Source organism: Rhizobium sp. CG5 (genome assembly GCF_023701945.1).
Lineage (GTDB): Bacteria > Pseudomonadota > Alphaproteobacteria > Rhizobiales > Rhizobiaceae > Allorhizobium.
In genome coordinates this window covers 69,783-84,173 of the sequence record NZ_JABAEF010000016.1, presented here as the reverse complement: position 1 = coordinate 84,173, position 14,391 = coordinate 69,783, and the positions used below count along the sequence as shown (strand labels likewise).

General features: G+C 60.8%; 11 protein-coding genes and 1 pseudogene. 10 read left to right on the top strand and 2 right to left on the bottom strand.

Features of this window, described 5'->3' with window-relative positions:
• The first annotated feature begins 135 nt into the window (after positions 1 to 135).
• The 7 genes and pseudogenes from HGO38_RS23015 to HGO38_RS22985 all read left to right on the top strand — a co-directional run.
• A complete protein-coding gene (locus tag HGO38_RS23015) occupies positions 136 to 918 on the top strand; it encodes an AraC family transcriptional regulator (RefSeq protein ID WP_250958167.1) in 783 nt (260 codons plus the stop codon).
• A gap of 217 nt (positions 919 to 1,135) precedes the next feature.
• Positions 1,136 to 2,056: a DMT family transporter gene (locus tag HGO38_RS23010; RefSeq protein ID WP_250958166.1), complete on the top strand. Its 921-nt coding sequence runs from the start codon at positions 1,136 to 1,138 to the stop codon at positions 2,054 to 2,056.
• 193 nt (positions 2,057 to 2,249) lie between these two features.
• The gene (locus tag HGO38_RS23005; RefSeq protein WP_250958165.1) at positions 2,250 to 3,698 is read left to right on the top strand and encodes an aldehyde dehydrogenase family protein; all 1,449 of its coding nucleotides are present in this window, start codon (positions 2,250 to 2,252) and stop codon (positions 3,696 to 3,698) included.
• A 298-nt stretch (positions 3,699 to 3,996) separates the two neighbouring features.
• A complete protein-coding gene (locus tag HGO38_RS23000; RefSeq protein WP_250958164.1) occupies positions 3,997 to 4,770 on the top strand; it encodes a LamB/YcsF family protein in 774 nt (257 codons plus the stop codon).
• A 27-nt stretch (positions 4,771 to 4,797) separates the two neighbouring features.
• On the top strand, positions 4,798 to 5,727 hold the full coding sequence (locus HGO38_RS22995; RefSeq protein WP_250958163.1) for a dihydrodipicolinate synthase family protein: 930 nt from the start codon (positions 4,798 to 4,800) through the stop codon (positions 5,725 to 5,727).
• Between the two features lie 136 nt (positions 5,728 to 5,863).
• On the top strand, positions 5,864 to 6,973 hold the full coding sequence (locus tag HGO38_RS22990; RefSeq protein WP_250958162.1) for an integrase: 1,110 nt from the start codon (positions 5,864 to 5,866) through the stop codon (positions 6,971 to 6,973).
• A 97-nt stretch (positions 6,974 to 7,070) separates the two neighbouring features.
• Positions 7,071 to 7,811, top strand: a pseudogene (locus HGO38_RS22985) (YoaK family protein); the annotation flags it as partial.
• A gap of 413 nt (positions 7,812 to 8,224) precedes the next feature.
• Here HGO38_RS22985 and HGO38_RS22980 read toward each other — a convergent pair.
• Positions 8,225 to 8,863, bottom strand: coding sequence for a TetR/AcrR family transcriptional regulator (locus tag HGO38_RS22980; RefSeq protein WP_250958160.1), 639 nt, complete (start codon positions 8,861 to 8,863; stop codon positions 8,225 to 8,227).
• Positions 8,864 to 9,106: 243 nt separating this feature from the next.
• Here HGO38_RS22980 and HGO38_RS22975 point away from each other — a divergent pair, with 243 nt between their 5' ends.
• Both HGO38_RS22975 and HGO38_RS22970 read left to right on the top strand, forming a co-directional pair.
• Positions 9,107 to 9,967, top strand: coding sequence for a shikimate dehydrogenase (locus tag HGO38_RS22975; RefSeq protein ID WP_250958159.1), 861 nt, complete (start codon positions 9,107 to 9,109; stop codon positions 9,965 to 9,967).
• A 40-nt stretch (positions 9,968 to 10,007) separates the two neighbouring features.
• Positions 10,008 to 11,897, top strand: coding sequence for a bifunctional sugar phosphate isomerase/epimerase/4-hydroxyphenylpyruvate dioxygenase family protein (locus tag HGO38_RS22970; protein WP_250958158.1), 1,890 nt, complete (start codon positions 10,008 to 10,010; stop codon positions 11,895 to 11,897).
• A gap of 30 nt (positions 11,898 to 11,927) precedes the next feature.
• Here HGO38_RS22970 and HGO38_RS22965 read toward each other — a convergent pair whose 3' ends face one another.
• On the bottom strand, positions 11,928 to 13,022 hold the full coding sequence (locus HGO38_RS22965) for a nucleotidyltransferase family protein (RefSeq protein WP_250958157.1): 1,095 nt from the start codon (positions 13,020 to 13,022) through the stop codon (positions 11,928 to 11,930).
• A 303-nt stretch (positions 13,023 to 13,325) separates the two neighbouring features.
• Between HGO38_RS22965 and dctP the strand changes: the two genes are divergently transcribed.
• The gene (dctP, locus tag HGO38_RS22960) at positions 13,326 to 14,309 is read left to right on the top strand and encodes a TRAP transporter substrate-binding protein DctP (protein WP_250958156.1); all 984 of its coding nucleotides are present in this window, start codon (positions 13,326 to 13,328) and stop codon (positions 14,307 to 14,309) included.
• Positions 14,310 to 14,391 lie beyond the last annotated feature (82 nt).

Genomic DNA, 14,391 nt, shown 5'->3' with positions numbered 1-14,391 from the left:
GGAGGATTTTCGCAAGGCATGTGCCTGGAGGAAAGGCAGCCTTCAGCCCATGGAGGGCGTACGATCTTGCCGCGGATAGACACACGCAATAGTGCGCGCTTTTGGCGCGATCCCCAGATCGACGGCCTGAGTTGCATGGCCGCCGATTTCACGACGCATGAATATGCGCCGCATAGTCACGACGCTCTCGTCATCGCGGTGACCGAAACCGGTGGATCGGAGTTCAAGAGCCGCGGGCGGACCGACGAGGCCAAGACATCCGTCTTGCTCGCATTCAATCCCGACGAGCCGCATTCCGGGCGGATGGGTCGAAGCGAGCGGTGGCGCTATCGCGGTTTCTACTTCTCATCACTTGCGCTTGCGTCCCTTATGGAGGATATCGGCCTCGAGCAAACGCCCTATTTCATGGAAAACGTCTTTACCGATACCGACCTGATCGGCGCTTTCCTGGAACTCCACCGTGCTCTGGATATGCGCAGGGACAGGCTCGAACAGCGTGAGCTTATGATTGCCAGTCTTGGCCAGCTTTTTCGGCGCCACGGATCAGGCAAGGTGGATTTGGCCATTACCCCTGCCGATCGAAGCAAGGTCCGCATCGTCAGGGATCTGATGCATGACCGGCATGATGAGGAGCTTACCCTTGCTGAACTGAGCCAGGAAGTGGGGCTCACTCCGTTCCAATTGATCGCCATGTTCAAGCGAAACACGGGACTAACTCCACACGCCTTTCTCACCCAGATCCGTCTCAACGCCGCAATGAAGGCTCTCGAGTCCGGTGTTCCCATCGTAGAGGTAGCGCTCAGTGCTGGCTTCTATGACCAGAGCGCGCTTACGAAGCATTTCAAACGCTGCTTCGGCGTCACGCCCCTGCAATGGATGAGGGCGGCCATGACCGATCCGAATGTCAGAACAATTTAAACCAATAAACCGAGCGCACCGGCCTCTACTCTGACTTCCGACCGACCCCCTGACGGGGTTACACAATTCGGAAGGACAATATGGCCAACTGTGGCGGCACCCATCTCGCGTCCACCGGCGCATCGCCGGAAATTCGCATACTCAAGATTGACTACAAGGGCCGCCATAACCGTCGCGTTCGCATCGGCCTCGACGCGCCACTACCCGAAGTTGTGCCATGAAGGCATTCGCATATCTCTGGTCACGGCCATGGCTTCTATTGCCGCTTCCTCCACTGTTCTGGGCCGGCAACCTGGTGCTTGGCCGCGCCTTGGCCAATAGCTATCCGCCCGTCTCGCTCGCGGTGGGACGGTGGCTTGTCGCTCTTGTCGTTCTGGCTCCATTCGTCTTGGTATCAGCATGGCGCCAGCGCCGCCTGCTGTGTCAAAACTGGGTACTGATCCTACTATGCGGTGCTTTTGGCATCGCCGGCTACAACGCGCTGGGCTACCTGGCCCTGCAAACCGTCCCGGCGGCAAGTGTCGCGTTTCTCAACTCGTCCCTTCCCTTGGTGGTGCCGCTTGCAGCGTTTGCCCTCGGCGTGGAGCGGGTGAGGAAGCTGACGGTCCTGGGCATATTGATATCCTTTGCAGGCGTCGCCTTGATCGTCGCGCGCGGCGATCTGGCGGGCCTGACCCATATCGGCTTATCGGCAGGCGAGCCCCTGGTCCTGATCGCCGTCGCCAATTATGCTCTCTATTCCGTTCTCGTCAGGCGCAAGCCACAGGAGCTTGACGGGCTGGCCTTCTTGGCCAGCACGATCGTGGCGGGCCTTGGCGTGCTGCTTCCCTTCTGGATATGGGAATTGTCATCGGGCGCCCGAATCCCGCTCGATGCCAGTTCGGTGGGCGCGGTCGTCTATATCGGCGTTTTCGCCTCGCTGTTTGCGTTCATCCTCTGGAACCGCTGCGTCACAGTGCTCGGGCCGAGCGTGACGGGCGCGTCATTCCATCTCGTGGCCCTGTTCACCGCGGTTCTGGCATTCCTGGTCCTTGGGGAACCCATCGCCAGTTTTCACATCATCGGTGCAATGCTGATCCTTTGCGGCTTCTTTGTCGCGACAGGACGTTGGCCAGCCCGCCGATCGAACACGGGCTGATCGGTTGGGCAGACATCCGCCGATCTCTTTGAATTGTGCAGCGGAGAAAAAACGGGCAGAACTTCTGCCTGCGAGATAACCTTGTTCAGGACTGCCGGCGGCGGCCATCTCGATCTTTTCACCGCCGACACATTGATTGCCAGATTTCAGGCTCAAGCCTGAAGCACCCATGCTCCATCGAGGATAAGACACCATGACCGGAAACCTGCAACTGCTTCAGAAAACCGATTTCTACATCGACGGCGCATGGCGCAGCCCGTCCGCCGCCAATCCGATTGCCGTCATCAATCCGGCCAACGAGGAAGCCTATGCGGTGATATCCGGCGGATCGCCGGCCGATGTCGATGCAGCGGTCAAGGCAGCCCGTGCGGCCTTTCCGGCCTGGAGCGAAACGCCGCGCGCGCAGCGGATCGGCTTTATCGAAAAGATCGCCGATATCTACGAAGCGCGTCTGGAAGAGATGGCGCAGGCCATCATGCTGGAGATGGGCGCGCCCATCACGCTGGCGCGCGACTCCCAGGCTTTCGCCGGCTTGTGGCATCTTCGCGGCTTTGTGAAGGCCTTCGCGACCTACAGCTGGGAGCACCCCGCACTCGACGACCGGCCAGACCAGACGATCGTGCACGAACCGATCGGCGTCTGCGGCCTGATCACCCCCTGGAACTGGCCGATGAACCAGATCGCCCTGAAGGTTATTCCGGCACTGGCCGTCGGCTGCACGGTGGTGCTGAAGCCATCCGAAATCGCGCCGATGTCGGCCATGCTGTTTGCCGAATTCATCCATGAAGCGGGCCTGCCCGCCGGCGTCTTCAACCTTGTCAACGGCGAAGGCCTGGTGGTCGGTGAGGCCCTGTCCAGCCATCCCGGCATCGACATGATGTCGTTTACCGGATCGACGCGGGCCGGCACGGCCGTCTCGCGGGCAGCGGCCGCCACGGTCAAGCGCGTCTCCCTGGAGCTTGGCGGCAAATCGCCCAACATCGTTTTTGCCGACAGCGATCTCAAGGCGGCGATCGACCGGGGCGTCGCCCATTGCTTCGACAATACGGGACAGTCCTGCAATGCGCCCTCCCGCATGCTGGTCGAGCGCTCGGTCTATTCGCAGGCCGTGGAACTTGCGGCCGCCGCTGCAGCCGGCGTGAAAGTCGACGATCCCGCCAAGGAAGGTGGCCATATCGGCCCACTGGTCTCCGAACTGCAGTTCGACAAGGTTCAGACACTGATCGAAAAGGGCATGGCCGAAGGTGCGCGGCTTGTGGCCGGCGGTCCCGGCCGGCCGGACGGGTTCAACCGCGGCTATTTCGTTCGCCCGACGATTTTCGCCGATGTCGACAACGACATGACCATTGCCCGCGAAGAGGTTTTCGGGCCTGTCCTGGTTATGATTCCGTTCGATTCCGAGGAAGAGGCCATCCGGATCGCCAATGACACCGATTATGGTCTGGCCGGCTACATTCAGACCGGAAGTGCCGAGCGGGCGCAGCGGGTGGCGCGCCGCATCCGGGCCGGGATGATCCAGCTCAACGGGGCATCGCGCGCTGCCGGAACCCCCTTCGGCGGCTACAAACAATCCGGCAATGGCCGCGAGGGCGGAAAGTGGGGCCTGGAAGACTTTCTCGAGGTCAAACTGATCAGCGGCTGACGCAACAGCATCCGTCGACGGTAGATAGCCGAAAGAAGCACTCCCGTCGGCGTCCCATGCCAGCGCAGGACTGGTGGCTCAGCAATGGCCACCCAAACTCTTCGCCTGACGGTCAGGAAACTCTTGAACGGCAGGTCGAATTGCTGGCGGAAGGCAGACACGAAAGCGCTGGGCCGCTTTAGCGTTGCTCAGCGTCGTGAATCAATTGTCGGGGACGGTGCTCACTCACGGCTTGCCGCTTCGGTATACAGCCTGTATCCAGGCATAAGGTCCGAATAAACGGGATGGAGTGTGCGGCATGGCGACGATAGACCTGAACTGCGACATGGGCGAAGCCTTTGGCGCCTACTCGATCGGCGACGACAAGGCCATGCTCGATCTGGTGACCACCGCCAATATTGCCTGCGGCTTTCACGCCGGCGATCCTGTCGTGATGCGCAACACGATCCTGATGGCCAAGGAGCGCGGTGTCGCGATTGGCGCCCATCCCTCGCTCATGGATCTCTATGGCTTCGGGCGCCGGCGCATTTCAGGCGAAAGGCCAGAAGACATCGAAGCGCAACTGATCTACCAGATCGCCGCAATTTCCGGCATGGCCAGGGCACTCGGCTGGCCGATTACCCATGTGAAGACCCATGGCGCGATCGGCAATATGGCGGCGGAAGACGCGGAACTCGCCGATGTCTGCGTGCGGGCCGTTCGTGCGGTGGATCCGGATCTTGTCTTCATCACCCTGCCCTACTCGGAAACCATGAAGGCAGCGCACCGTATCGGCCTGAAGACCGCAAGCGAGATCTATGCGGACCGGACCTATACCGACCAGGGCATGCTGACATCCCGGTCGATGGAGGGTTCGGTCATTCACGATCCGCGCCAGAGCGTCGACCAGGTGCTGAGCATGGTGCGCGACGGTTTCATCCCGACCATCGGCGGGCAACGATTGCCGGTGGAAGCTGCCACGCTCTGCGTGCATGGCGACACGCCCGGCGCCGCAGCAATCACCAAGGCGCTGAAAGAGGCGCTGGTTGCCGAAGGCGTCTCGATCGCACCGTTTGCCTTGCCGAAGCGCTAGGTTTCATCATCTAAGGGAGAACAGGGCATGGCCCGGACCATCGATCGCACCACTGCGGGCGTCTATATCATCGCGGCCACACCGTTTACCGAGACAGGTGCCGTTGACTTCGACAGCATCGACAGACTGGTCGAATTCTACCGCGGCAGCGGCGTCACCGGCATGACAATCCTCGGCATGATGGGCGAGGCCGACAAGCTGACGCCGGAGGAGCGCCTCGCCGTGCTTGATCGCTTCATGGCCCGTGCCGGAGATCTGCCCGTCGTGGTCGGCGTCTCGGATGCGGGCATAGCCAGCCTTTCAGATCTGGCCCACCGCGCCATGGATAATGGGGCTGCCGGCGTCATGGTCGCACCGTCGCGGGGCCCGGCCCGGGAAGATCGGGTGATCGGCTATTTCCATCAGGTATGCGCCGCCCTTGGCGATCATGTTCCGGTGGTGTTTCAGGATTTCCCCCAGGTCACCGGCGTGTCCGTCTCACCGCGCACGATTTTGGAACTGAGCCGCGACTTGGCGCAGATTGTCATGCTCAAGCATGAGGACTGCCCGGGTCTCGCCAAGATTTCGGCGGTTCGCTCGGCCGAGGCGAACGGTTTCCCTCGCATGTCGATCCTGTGCGGCAATGGCGGCCTCTACCTGCCGCAGGAGCTGGCGCGGGGCGCCGACGGCGCGATGACCGGGTTTGCCTATCCGGAGGCGCTGGTCGGTACCGTCAATCTGTTTGCTGAGGGTCGCATCGAAGAGGCGGAGGACTTCTACGATGCCTACCTGCCCATTCTGCGTCACGAGCAACAACTGGGTTTCGGCCTCGCCCTGCGCAAGACGATCCTGATGAAGCGCGGCGCGATTTCCACCGCCGCAACGCGTGCGCCAGGCCCGAAATTGAGTGCCATCGACATGGTAGAACTGGACCGCCTGATGCGGCGCACGGAGCTGAAACTCAAGGCGCTGGGCTGACTCTGGATCGGACCACCCTGCGGAATGCGGCGGATCTCAAGGCTTTCCAGCGTCGAAGCGGGCGGAACTGAACAGGGTGGAGCCCCTGCACCAATAGCAATCTGGCATCGCGGCGATCGAATCGTGGACTGTCGGGATGGTCCTGCATCGGAAGTTCGTGTGCGGTTTTGTCATCATAAGGAGCAAAAACCGCACAGCTTGTCTAAGCTCAATAACGAATGATAATGTTGCGCAGAGCCCGACTTTCCTTATCATAGCAGGGATGAGTCGTTTTATCGAGGAAAATAGCGCTTTAATGGCGCCGGATGACGCCGCGCTTACGGGTGACACGGCTTCGCCGACGACATACGCCGGCGCCTCTTCACCCGAAATCCTGTCCAGCCGCCCTGCCGATACCAAGCGCGGTGTCGTCCGGCCTGACGGACGGGGCGCAAATTCTGCCCATACACTGCGGGCCTATGCCAGCGACTGGAAGCACTATTCGGCCTGGTGCCGGCGGCAGGACGTTCCTCTCCTGCCGCCCGATGCACAGGTTGTCGGCCTTTACATCACCGCTTGCGCTTCGCGTGCCGCCACGGCCAGCCCAAATGGGCGCGCCACCCTGGAACGGCGCCTGTCTTCCCTTGCCTGGAATTATCGACAGCGCGGCCTGCAGCTCGACAGGAGTGAATCGCCGATTTTGGCCGCCCTTGCGGCTTTGCGCAGCGAACCAAGTCAGCCTCGGATAGGCAAGGAGGCGATCGGGCAACGCGGACTTTCGGCCATGCTGGAGATCCTTGATCGCGGCACCTTACGGGGCCTCCGTGACCGGGCGATCTTGTTGCTCGGCTCTGCTGGCGGCCTGCGTCGGTCGGAGATTGTTGGGCTCGATGTCGGCGAAGACCAAAGCCGCGATGGGTCAGGTTGGATCGAATTCACGGACGGCTTGCTGCTGATCACGCTGAAGGGGCGGAGCGGATTGCGATGCATCAAGATCGCCCGATCCGTTTCGGAGGGCACCTGCCCCCTTGCTGCCCTGCAGACCTGGCTGCGGTTTGCAAGGATCCAGCGTGGCCCTTTATTTCGCCGTGTTATCGGCCGAGGCAGGGTCGCCGGACCTGAGCGCCTGAATGCGCAGGAGGTGGACCGGCTCGTCAAGCGGTCCGCGCTTGCGGCGGGGATCATCAGCGACGTTTCGGCACAGTCGCTACGGGCACGGCCTGCCCCTGATCAGCAGCGAGATGGGACCGCTTTCGGCGACACTTGAATTTTCGGACATTTGTCGCGCGTAAACCTTGTCCTGCTATAAGCGGATCAGGGCTTTCAGAAAGCCTCCCTTGGGGCAAACCACACAGCGGCATGCAATGAAGAAGTATCTGAGCACTCTGGCGTCACGGCAACGAAGCGAAGCGAGCGATCGGCACCTCGCCCTCTACCTGACATTCGTCGCAGGTGCGGCCAATGCCGGCGGGTTCATGGCCGTGCAGCAATATACCTCGCATATGTCCGGCATCGTCTCCGCCATCGCGGACAATCTGGTGCTGGGCAATATCCTGTTGGTCTTGTCGGGCCTGTCGGCCCTTGGTTCCTTCGTCGCAGGCGCTGCCTGCTCGGCGATCCTCATCAACTGGGGACGCCGGATGGATCTCCAATCGGAATACGCCCTGCCCTTGCTGGTCGAGGCCGGCCTGCTGATCCTCTTTGCGGCTCTGGGATCTTTTCTGTCCTTGGATCAGGAGGTTTTTATCCCACTCACCGTGGCCCTTCTCTGCTTCATCATGGGCCTGCAAAACGCCATGATCACCAAGCTGTCCGGCGCCCGCATCCGCACGACCCATGTCACCGGCCTTGTGACAGACGCGGGCATAGAGCTGGGCAAGCTGTTTTACTGGAACTCCCCGTCTCCTGCCGCGGTACCGCCGGTGCGTGCCGATCGACCCAAGCTGCGCTTGCTCTTGTCTCTGATCGGCCTCTTCCTGGTGGGAGGCATTGCCGGAGCGATCGCCTTCAGTCGCCTTGGGACCTCGGCAGCCCTGCTTCTGGCACTGCCGCTCGTCGTCCTCGCCGCACTGCCCGTCCTTGAAGACCTGCGCGTCTGGCGCCGCCGACGTCGGCATTAGACGCAGACGAGACGTCCGCTTCTCTCCCGATGGATTGCGCCCCAGCCCGTCATTCCGGCGAGGCCCGCCGGTCTTTCATACGGAAGAGGGCGGCGTTGACAGCTGTCAACAGCTCGGCAAAGCCCTATTGGGGGCATTCTCAACGGTCATGGCAAGCCGAATTTTGGATACGCTGTGGAGGCCATGCGCGTGGTCAAAACCGCAACCCGGTGCGGATGATACATACCGTTGACAGCTGTCAACGCTTGCCATTCACGAACCGCAGAAGACCCCGCGTCGTGACGCGATCCGATGCAAGCGTAGCGGATCCACTTCAAGAGCAGGACAACGGAACTTGGATTGCCGCTCCGTTGACAGCTGTCAACGCAGCGAAAAACGGGCGCGCGCTACCGAGCATCTCAACCGTCGGCAGACATCAGATAGCTGATCACCGAGTCCGAAATCATCTTCTTATGGCGATCATAGTAGTCGGGCGCAGACAGATCGCGATGGAAGATCGTGCCAAAGGTATGACGATTGGAGACCCTGAAGAAGCAAAAGGCGCTGATCAACATGTGCAGATCAATCGGGTCGACCTCACGCTTGAATATACCGTCGCGGTAACCCCGCTCCAGCAGAACGGCAATTGTCTCAATAATCGAAATGTTGAGATCCTTGATGGCGCCGGAACTCTTCATATGCACCGCATGGTGAATATTCTCGATGCTGACCAGGCGCACGAAGTCAGGATTGGCCTCGTCATGATCGAAGGTCGCAGCAATCAGAGTGCGCAGCGCCTGATCCGGCGGCAGGTCGAGCAGCTCCAGATCTTCCTCATGAGAGCGGATCTTGCGATAGGCCATCTCCAGCACAGCGAGATAAAGCCCTTCCTTGCTGCCAAAATAATAGTAGATCATCCGCTTGGATGTGCTGGTCCGCTCGGCTATGGAATCGACGCGGCCACCCGCCAGGCCGTTCATGGAAAACTCTTCGGTGGCCACCGCAAGAATGTCATTGCGCGTCTTTTCCGGATCGTTCTTGCGTGGCCTGACTGCCATACCCCACCCTGCCTGCATTCCAGCTTTACCGGCTCAAACCGAGCGACGTCCTTCGTCCAACCCGACACCGCGCTGTCAGTCTTAGTCAGGTTACCCGATTGTTTCAAGCGCCGGGCTCCTTGACATTCGAACTAGTTAGTACATTACTTGAGATGATCCGTGTTGCCCTGTCGGTGAAACGACAGGCAGCGACAGATCAAGCAGCACGGGGAGGCACTGGCCAAAGACCAGTCGAGCGCAATCATGACAATCACAGCTTCGCGGCAACTCCGCGCCGGACTGATCGGCGCAGGCATACAGGCATCCTTGACGCCCGCCATGCACATGGCTGAGGGGCGAGAGCAGGGCCTCACCTATCGCTACGATCTTCTCGACCTGGCTGAAATGCAAGCGAAACCTGACCAGCTTCAAAGCCTGCTGGCCTTTGCCGAAGACGAGAACTTCGCCGGCCTGAACATCACCCATCCCTGTAAACAGGCCGTCATCCCCTATCTCGACACACTCACCCCTGACGCAGCAGCCCTCGGCGCCGTCAACACGGTCGTTCTGCGAAACGGAAGGCGCGAAGGCCACAACACCGACTGGTGGGGCTTTGCCGAATCGTTCAAGCGCGGCCTTCCCGATGTCGAGCTTGGCCGGGCCGTCCAACTCGGGGCAGGGGGCGCCGGTGCCGCCACCGCCTATGCCGCTCTGCGGCTCGGTGTCGAAAACCTGACCGTGTTCGACATGGACCAGAGCCGAGCAGAGGACCTTGCCACAAAACTGCAGCCGCTCTTCCCGGATGCCGTGCTCGCGGCCGGCCACGATCTTGCCCAGGCGCTTCGGGACGCCAACGGTCTCATTCATGCCACGCCGACTGGCATGGACAAATATCCAGGCCTTCCCCTGCCGGCCGAATTGCTGCACAAAGACCTCTGGGTCGCCGAAATCGTTTATTTTCCGATTGAAACCGCCCTTCTGGCCGAGGCACGACGTCGCGGCTGTCGCGTGCTCGATGGCGGCGGCATGGCAACATACCAGGCCGTCGGCGCGTTCGGCCTGTTCACCGGCAAACCGGCCGATGCAGAGCGCATGCGACGCCATTTCCTGTCGCTGACCCGCTGACATCGGCGATCCCAAGAAGCTGCAACGGAGGAGCACCTCGATGAAAACGTCCATCGCCACGGTTTCGCTGAGCGGCGAGCTTCCGGAAAAGCTGGCCGCGATAGCCGCAGCCGGATTCGACGGCGTCGAGATCTTTGAAAACGACTTCCTCGCCTTCGATGAAAGCCCAAGGCAAGTCGGCCGGATGGTGCGCGACCACGGCCTGGAGATCACCCTGTTTCAGCCGTTCCGCGATTTCGAAGGCATGCCGGAGCCGCAAAGGACCCGCAATTTCGATCGCGCCGAACGCAAGTTCGATGTCATGCAGGAGCTCGGCACCGATCTCGTGCTGGTCTGCTCGAACGTCTCGCCGGTCTCGATCGGCGGCCTTGATCGGGCGGCCGCGGATTTTCGCGAACTGGGCGAGCGGGCGGCCAAACGGAACTTGCGCGTCGGTTATGAAGCCCTGGCCTGGGGAAAGCATATCCACGATCATCGCGACGCCTGGGAAATCGTGCGCCGCGCCGATCATCCCTCTGTCGGCCTGATCCTCGATAGTTTCCACACGCTGGCCCGCAAGATTGATGTCAATTCGATCCGATCGATCCCCAGAGAGAAGATCTTCATCGTCCAACTGGCCGATGCGCCATTGATCGACATGGATCTGCTCTACTGGAGCCGGCATTTCCGCAACATGCCGGGGGAGGGGGATCTCCCTGTGGCAGAGTTCATGTCTGCAGTCTCTGCAACCGGCTATGACGGTTACCTGTCGCTCGAAATCTTCAACGACCAGTTCCGAGGTGGCTCGGCCCGCGCCATTGCGGTCGATGGCCACCGCTCGCTCGTCTACCTCGGCGACCAGATCAAGCGCCTCAATCCCGAGACCTCGCTCTCTGTTCCCGCCATGCCGGCCCGCGCAGACGTGAGTGGGGTTGCCTTCGTCGAATTCGCCACGGAAGAACAGGAGGCAACCGAGCTGACCGAGTTGCTGCGGATCCTCGGCTTTCAAAAGGTTGCGCGACATTTCAGCAAGAATGTCGATCTCTATCGGCAGGGCGATATCAACCTGGTCATCAACATGGAGCAAGAGGGCTTTGCCAACTCCTCCTTCCTGCTGCATGGCACGACGGCTTATGCGATCGGGTTGAAAGTTGGCGATGCGAAGGCCGCTGCGGCCCGCGCCGTGGCGCTTGGCGCGGAAGCCTTCGAGCAAGCCGACCCCCATGCAGGCCTGCAAATGCCGGCCATCCGCGGCGCCGGTGGCGGATTGATCTATTTCCTTGATGATGGCCCCGACCTCGGCCGCGTCTGGGACGTCGAGTTTACCCCGGTCGGGGGAGGGGAGGGGGGACAGGCAGCCGGTCTTCTTCGCATCGACCATGTCGCGCAGACCGTGCGTTACGAGGAAATGCTGACCTGGCTGCTGTTCTACGCGTCGATCCTCAACGTCCGCAAAACGCCAATGGTCGATATCATCGATCCGGCCGGCGTGGTGCGCAGCCAGGTGGTGGAGAACGACGCCGGCGCTCTGCGGATCACGCTGAATGGCGCGGAAAACCGCAAGACATTGGCCGGCCATTTCATCGCGGAAAACTTCGGCTCAAGCGTCCAGCACCTGGCCTTTGCCACGGACGATATCTTTGCCACGGCCGAGGCCTTGAAAGCCAACGGGTTCAAGCCTCTGCCGATCTCGCCCAACTACTATGACGATGTCGAGGCACGTTTTGGCCTTTCGCCCGAGGTCACCGAGAAGCTGAAGTTGTACAATATCCTGTACGACAGGGATGAGGCCGGCGAATATTTCCAGCTCTATAGCCCAACCTATGGCGAAGGCTTCTTCTTCGAGATCGTCGAGCGCCGCGGCTACAAAGGCTATGGCGCCCCCAACGCCATCTTCCGCATCGCAGCACTCAGACGCTATCTACGCCCGGAGGGTGTGCCGAAGGACTGAGCGCTGGGCGGCAACAATGGAGGCCTGGTCCTAGGCGAGGCCATAGTCGACCGGATCACTGACGATCTGACGAATGCTGCGCCCGAGTTCCGTCTTCAATCGGTCGCGGGTTGCAGCATCAAGACCTGCCATACCGTCCGTCAGGGCTTGCCTCCAGGCCGGACCACGCTCCCAGGCCTGCATATAGGCATCGGCCAAGATCTCCCCCTGGCGAAGCTCGAACAGGATATCCATCAGCGTGGCAGCCTGCAGGCGATCCTTGCCGCTCTTGGCCATGCCATCACCATCGACACGCCGGCGGGCACTGACAATGAGTTTGTGAATGGCATAGCGCTCTGGTGCGGGAACGAGGATGGGAATGCCGCCACCGTGCAGGAGCACGACGCGGACCGGCTGATAGATCAGGAAATCGAGGAACCGCAACGGTTGCGCGGATGCCCCACCAAGCGCCGGCATCGCCGCCGGCTGGCCGTCATGATCGGACGAACCGGTATTCGGGGTGAGAAATTCCACCTTGTATCCGGATCGGGCTGCAAACTGCGTAACATGCCGGCCGTCGGCCGAATGGGGAATTTCCCGAAAGGTCGGGTCGACCTCTTTCAACACGTCCAGAACGGGCGGAATACTGTCGCCGACGGCAACAGAAATCGAGTGAAACTGCGCGAAATCCGCATCGCCCGTCTGGAGGATGGCGTTGGGCAATCGCACCCCCAGCAGGGGACCATAGCACTGGAAGGCCACGGTTCCGATGAGCACCCCTCGCAGCCTGAAGAACCCGGCCCAGGCCAGCGCCTCGACGATGTCGCCGGCAGCCTGGACAGGGCGTGGAAGATAGGCTTCGCGGATCAAGGTCGACACGATCTTGCGCCGTGCCCGAAAATCCGCCTTCAGATCCTTGAAATGCTCGACGCGGCGGGTAATCTCCAAGTCGTCCACGGGACCGACATAACGACGATGCTTGCCGCCGTCCTCGGCTGCGGTGTCAAAATACCAATAACGCCGTCCTCGGCTTTCCATGCTGATGAACCGCCCCTCCAGCGAGAATTCGGACGAGAACTGGGCATCGAGGCTGCGCTGGGCAAGCTCCGAATAGAGCATCTGGTAGGTATGATCGAGCGTCTTCATCATTCATGACCAATTTTGCGAAAATGGTCATAGCACATTCCCGGAACCCTGTCATCATGACCAGTTTCGCGAAAATGGTCATGATTTCCCTGACTGCAATCCCGACCCCTGATGATCGCATGGCAGAGGACCCGCTTGGACCTCGATGCCTAAGCCTTGCTGTGACAGCCAATTGACTTATACGAACTATTTAGTACAATTTGAAAATCGACCGATCGCGGAGGAGCTGCAGACGTCGGATTGGATGGAGGAAACCCCGAAGTGACCGGCAAAAGGTCACCGGGGACAACCGGGAGGAAAACCATGACCATTGATATCACCAGACGCACCTTTCTGGGTGCGAGCGTCGCTGCGGCCGCTCTGCCCTGGCCGGCCTTCGCCCAGGAAAAGACGGTGCTGAAATTCTCGGCCGTGTTCTCCGAGCAGGACATCCGTGCCCAGATGACCAAGATGCTGGCCGAGGAGATCAAGGGCGATTTCACCCTCACGCCGTTTTACGGCGGCACGCTGTTCAAGCAGGGCACGGAACTGGTCGCCTTGCAGCGCGGCAACCTGCAAATGGGCAATATCGCCCCGCAGGACATTTCCAACCAGATCCCCGAATGGTCCGTGCTGACCTCCGCCTATCTGTTCCGCGATGCAAAACATCTGCGCGACTTCTTCAACAGCGAAGTCGGGGCCGAGTTCAAGGCCATGGCGACGGAAAAGCTCGGCATCCACATTCTCGGACCGACCTATTTCGGCGCCCGTCAGGTGGGTCTCAAGACCGACAAGAAGATCAGCACGCCGGCCGACATGTCCGGCATCAAGCTGCGCATGCCGGGTGGCGATGCCTGGCAGTTCCTCGGCTCGGCGCTTGGCGCCAATCCGACGCCGATGGCCTATGCCGAAGTCTATACCGGCCTGCAGACCGGCGCCATCGATGGCCAGGACAACCCGCTGCCCAACGTCAAGAACATGAAATTCTACGAAGTCATGTCGCAGATCGTCCTGACCTCGCATCTGATCGGCTACGACCTGCTGACCATTTCCAGCGAAACCTGGAAAGCCATGACGCCCGAACAGCAGACCGCCTTCCAGGCGGCCGCCGACAAAGTCATCGACTGGAGCCAGGAGCAGCATCTGGCCCAGGAAGGCAAGCTCGTCGAGGAATTCAAGGCCGGCGGCCTGCAGATCTATGACCCCGATGTCGCCGCCTTCCGCAAATTCGCCCAGGAAAAATACCTCGCCTCCGACCTGGCAAAATCCTGGCCGGCCGGCGTGCTCGAAAAAGTGGCCGCTCTCTGATCAGTGGGCTTTAGAGATTGCCGCACTCCGCTGCCTATCCAAACATGGCGGAGTGCGGGCTTGCTTGACCCGATCGACAGAT

Bases quoted from the DNA above. Each gene is read 5' to 3' on its own strand.
- HGO38_RS23015 (WP_250958167.1), top strand. From the start codon at position 136: ATGGCCGCCGATTTCACGACGCATGAATATGCGCCGCATAGTCACGAC.
- HGO38_RS23010 (WP_250958166.1), top strand. From the start codon at position 1,136: ATGAAGGCATTCGCATATCTCTGGTCACGGCCATGGCTTCTATTGCCG.
- HGO38_RS23005 (WP_250958165.1), top strand. From the start codon at position 2,250: ATGACCGGAAACCTGCAACTGCTTCAGAAAACCGATTTCTACATCGAC.
- HGO38_RS23000 (WP_250958164.1), top strand. From the start codon at position 3,997: ATGGCGACGATAGACCTGAACTGCGACATGGGCGAAGCCTTTGGCGCC.
- HGO38_RS22995 (WP_250958163.1), top strand. From the start codon at position 4,798: ATGGCCCGGACCATCGATCGCACCACTGCGGGCGTCTATATCATCGCG.
- HGO38_RS22990 (WP_250958162.1), top strand. From the start codon at position 5,864: ATGGTCCTGCATCGGAAGTTCGTGTGCGGTTTTGTCATCATAAGGAGC.
- HGO38_RS22980 (WP_250958160.1), bottom strand. From the start codon at position 8,863: ATGGCAGTCAGGCCACGCAAGAACGATCCGGAAAAGACGCGCAATGAC.
- HGO38_RS22975 (WP_250958159.1), top strand. From the start codon at position 9,107: ATGACAATCACAGCTTCGCGGCAACTCCGCGCCGGACTGATCGGCGCA.
- HGO38_RS22970 (WP_250958158.1), top strand. From the start codon at position 10,008: ATGAAAACGTCCATCGCCACGGTTTCGCTGAGCGGCGAGCTTCCGGAA.
- HGO38_RS22965 (WP_250958157.1), bottom strand. From the start codon at position 13,022: ATGAAGACGCTCGATCATACCTACCAGATGCTCTATTCGGAGCTTGCC.
- dctP (WP_250958156.1), top strand. From the start codon at position 13,326: ATGACCATTGATATCACCAGACGCACCTTTCTGGGTGCGAGCGTCGCT.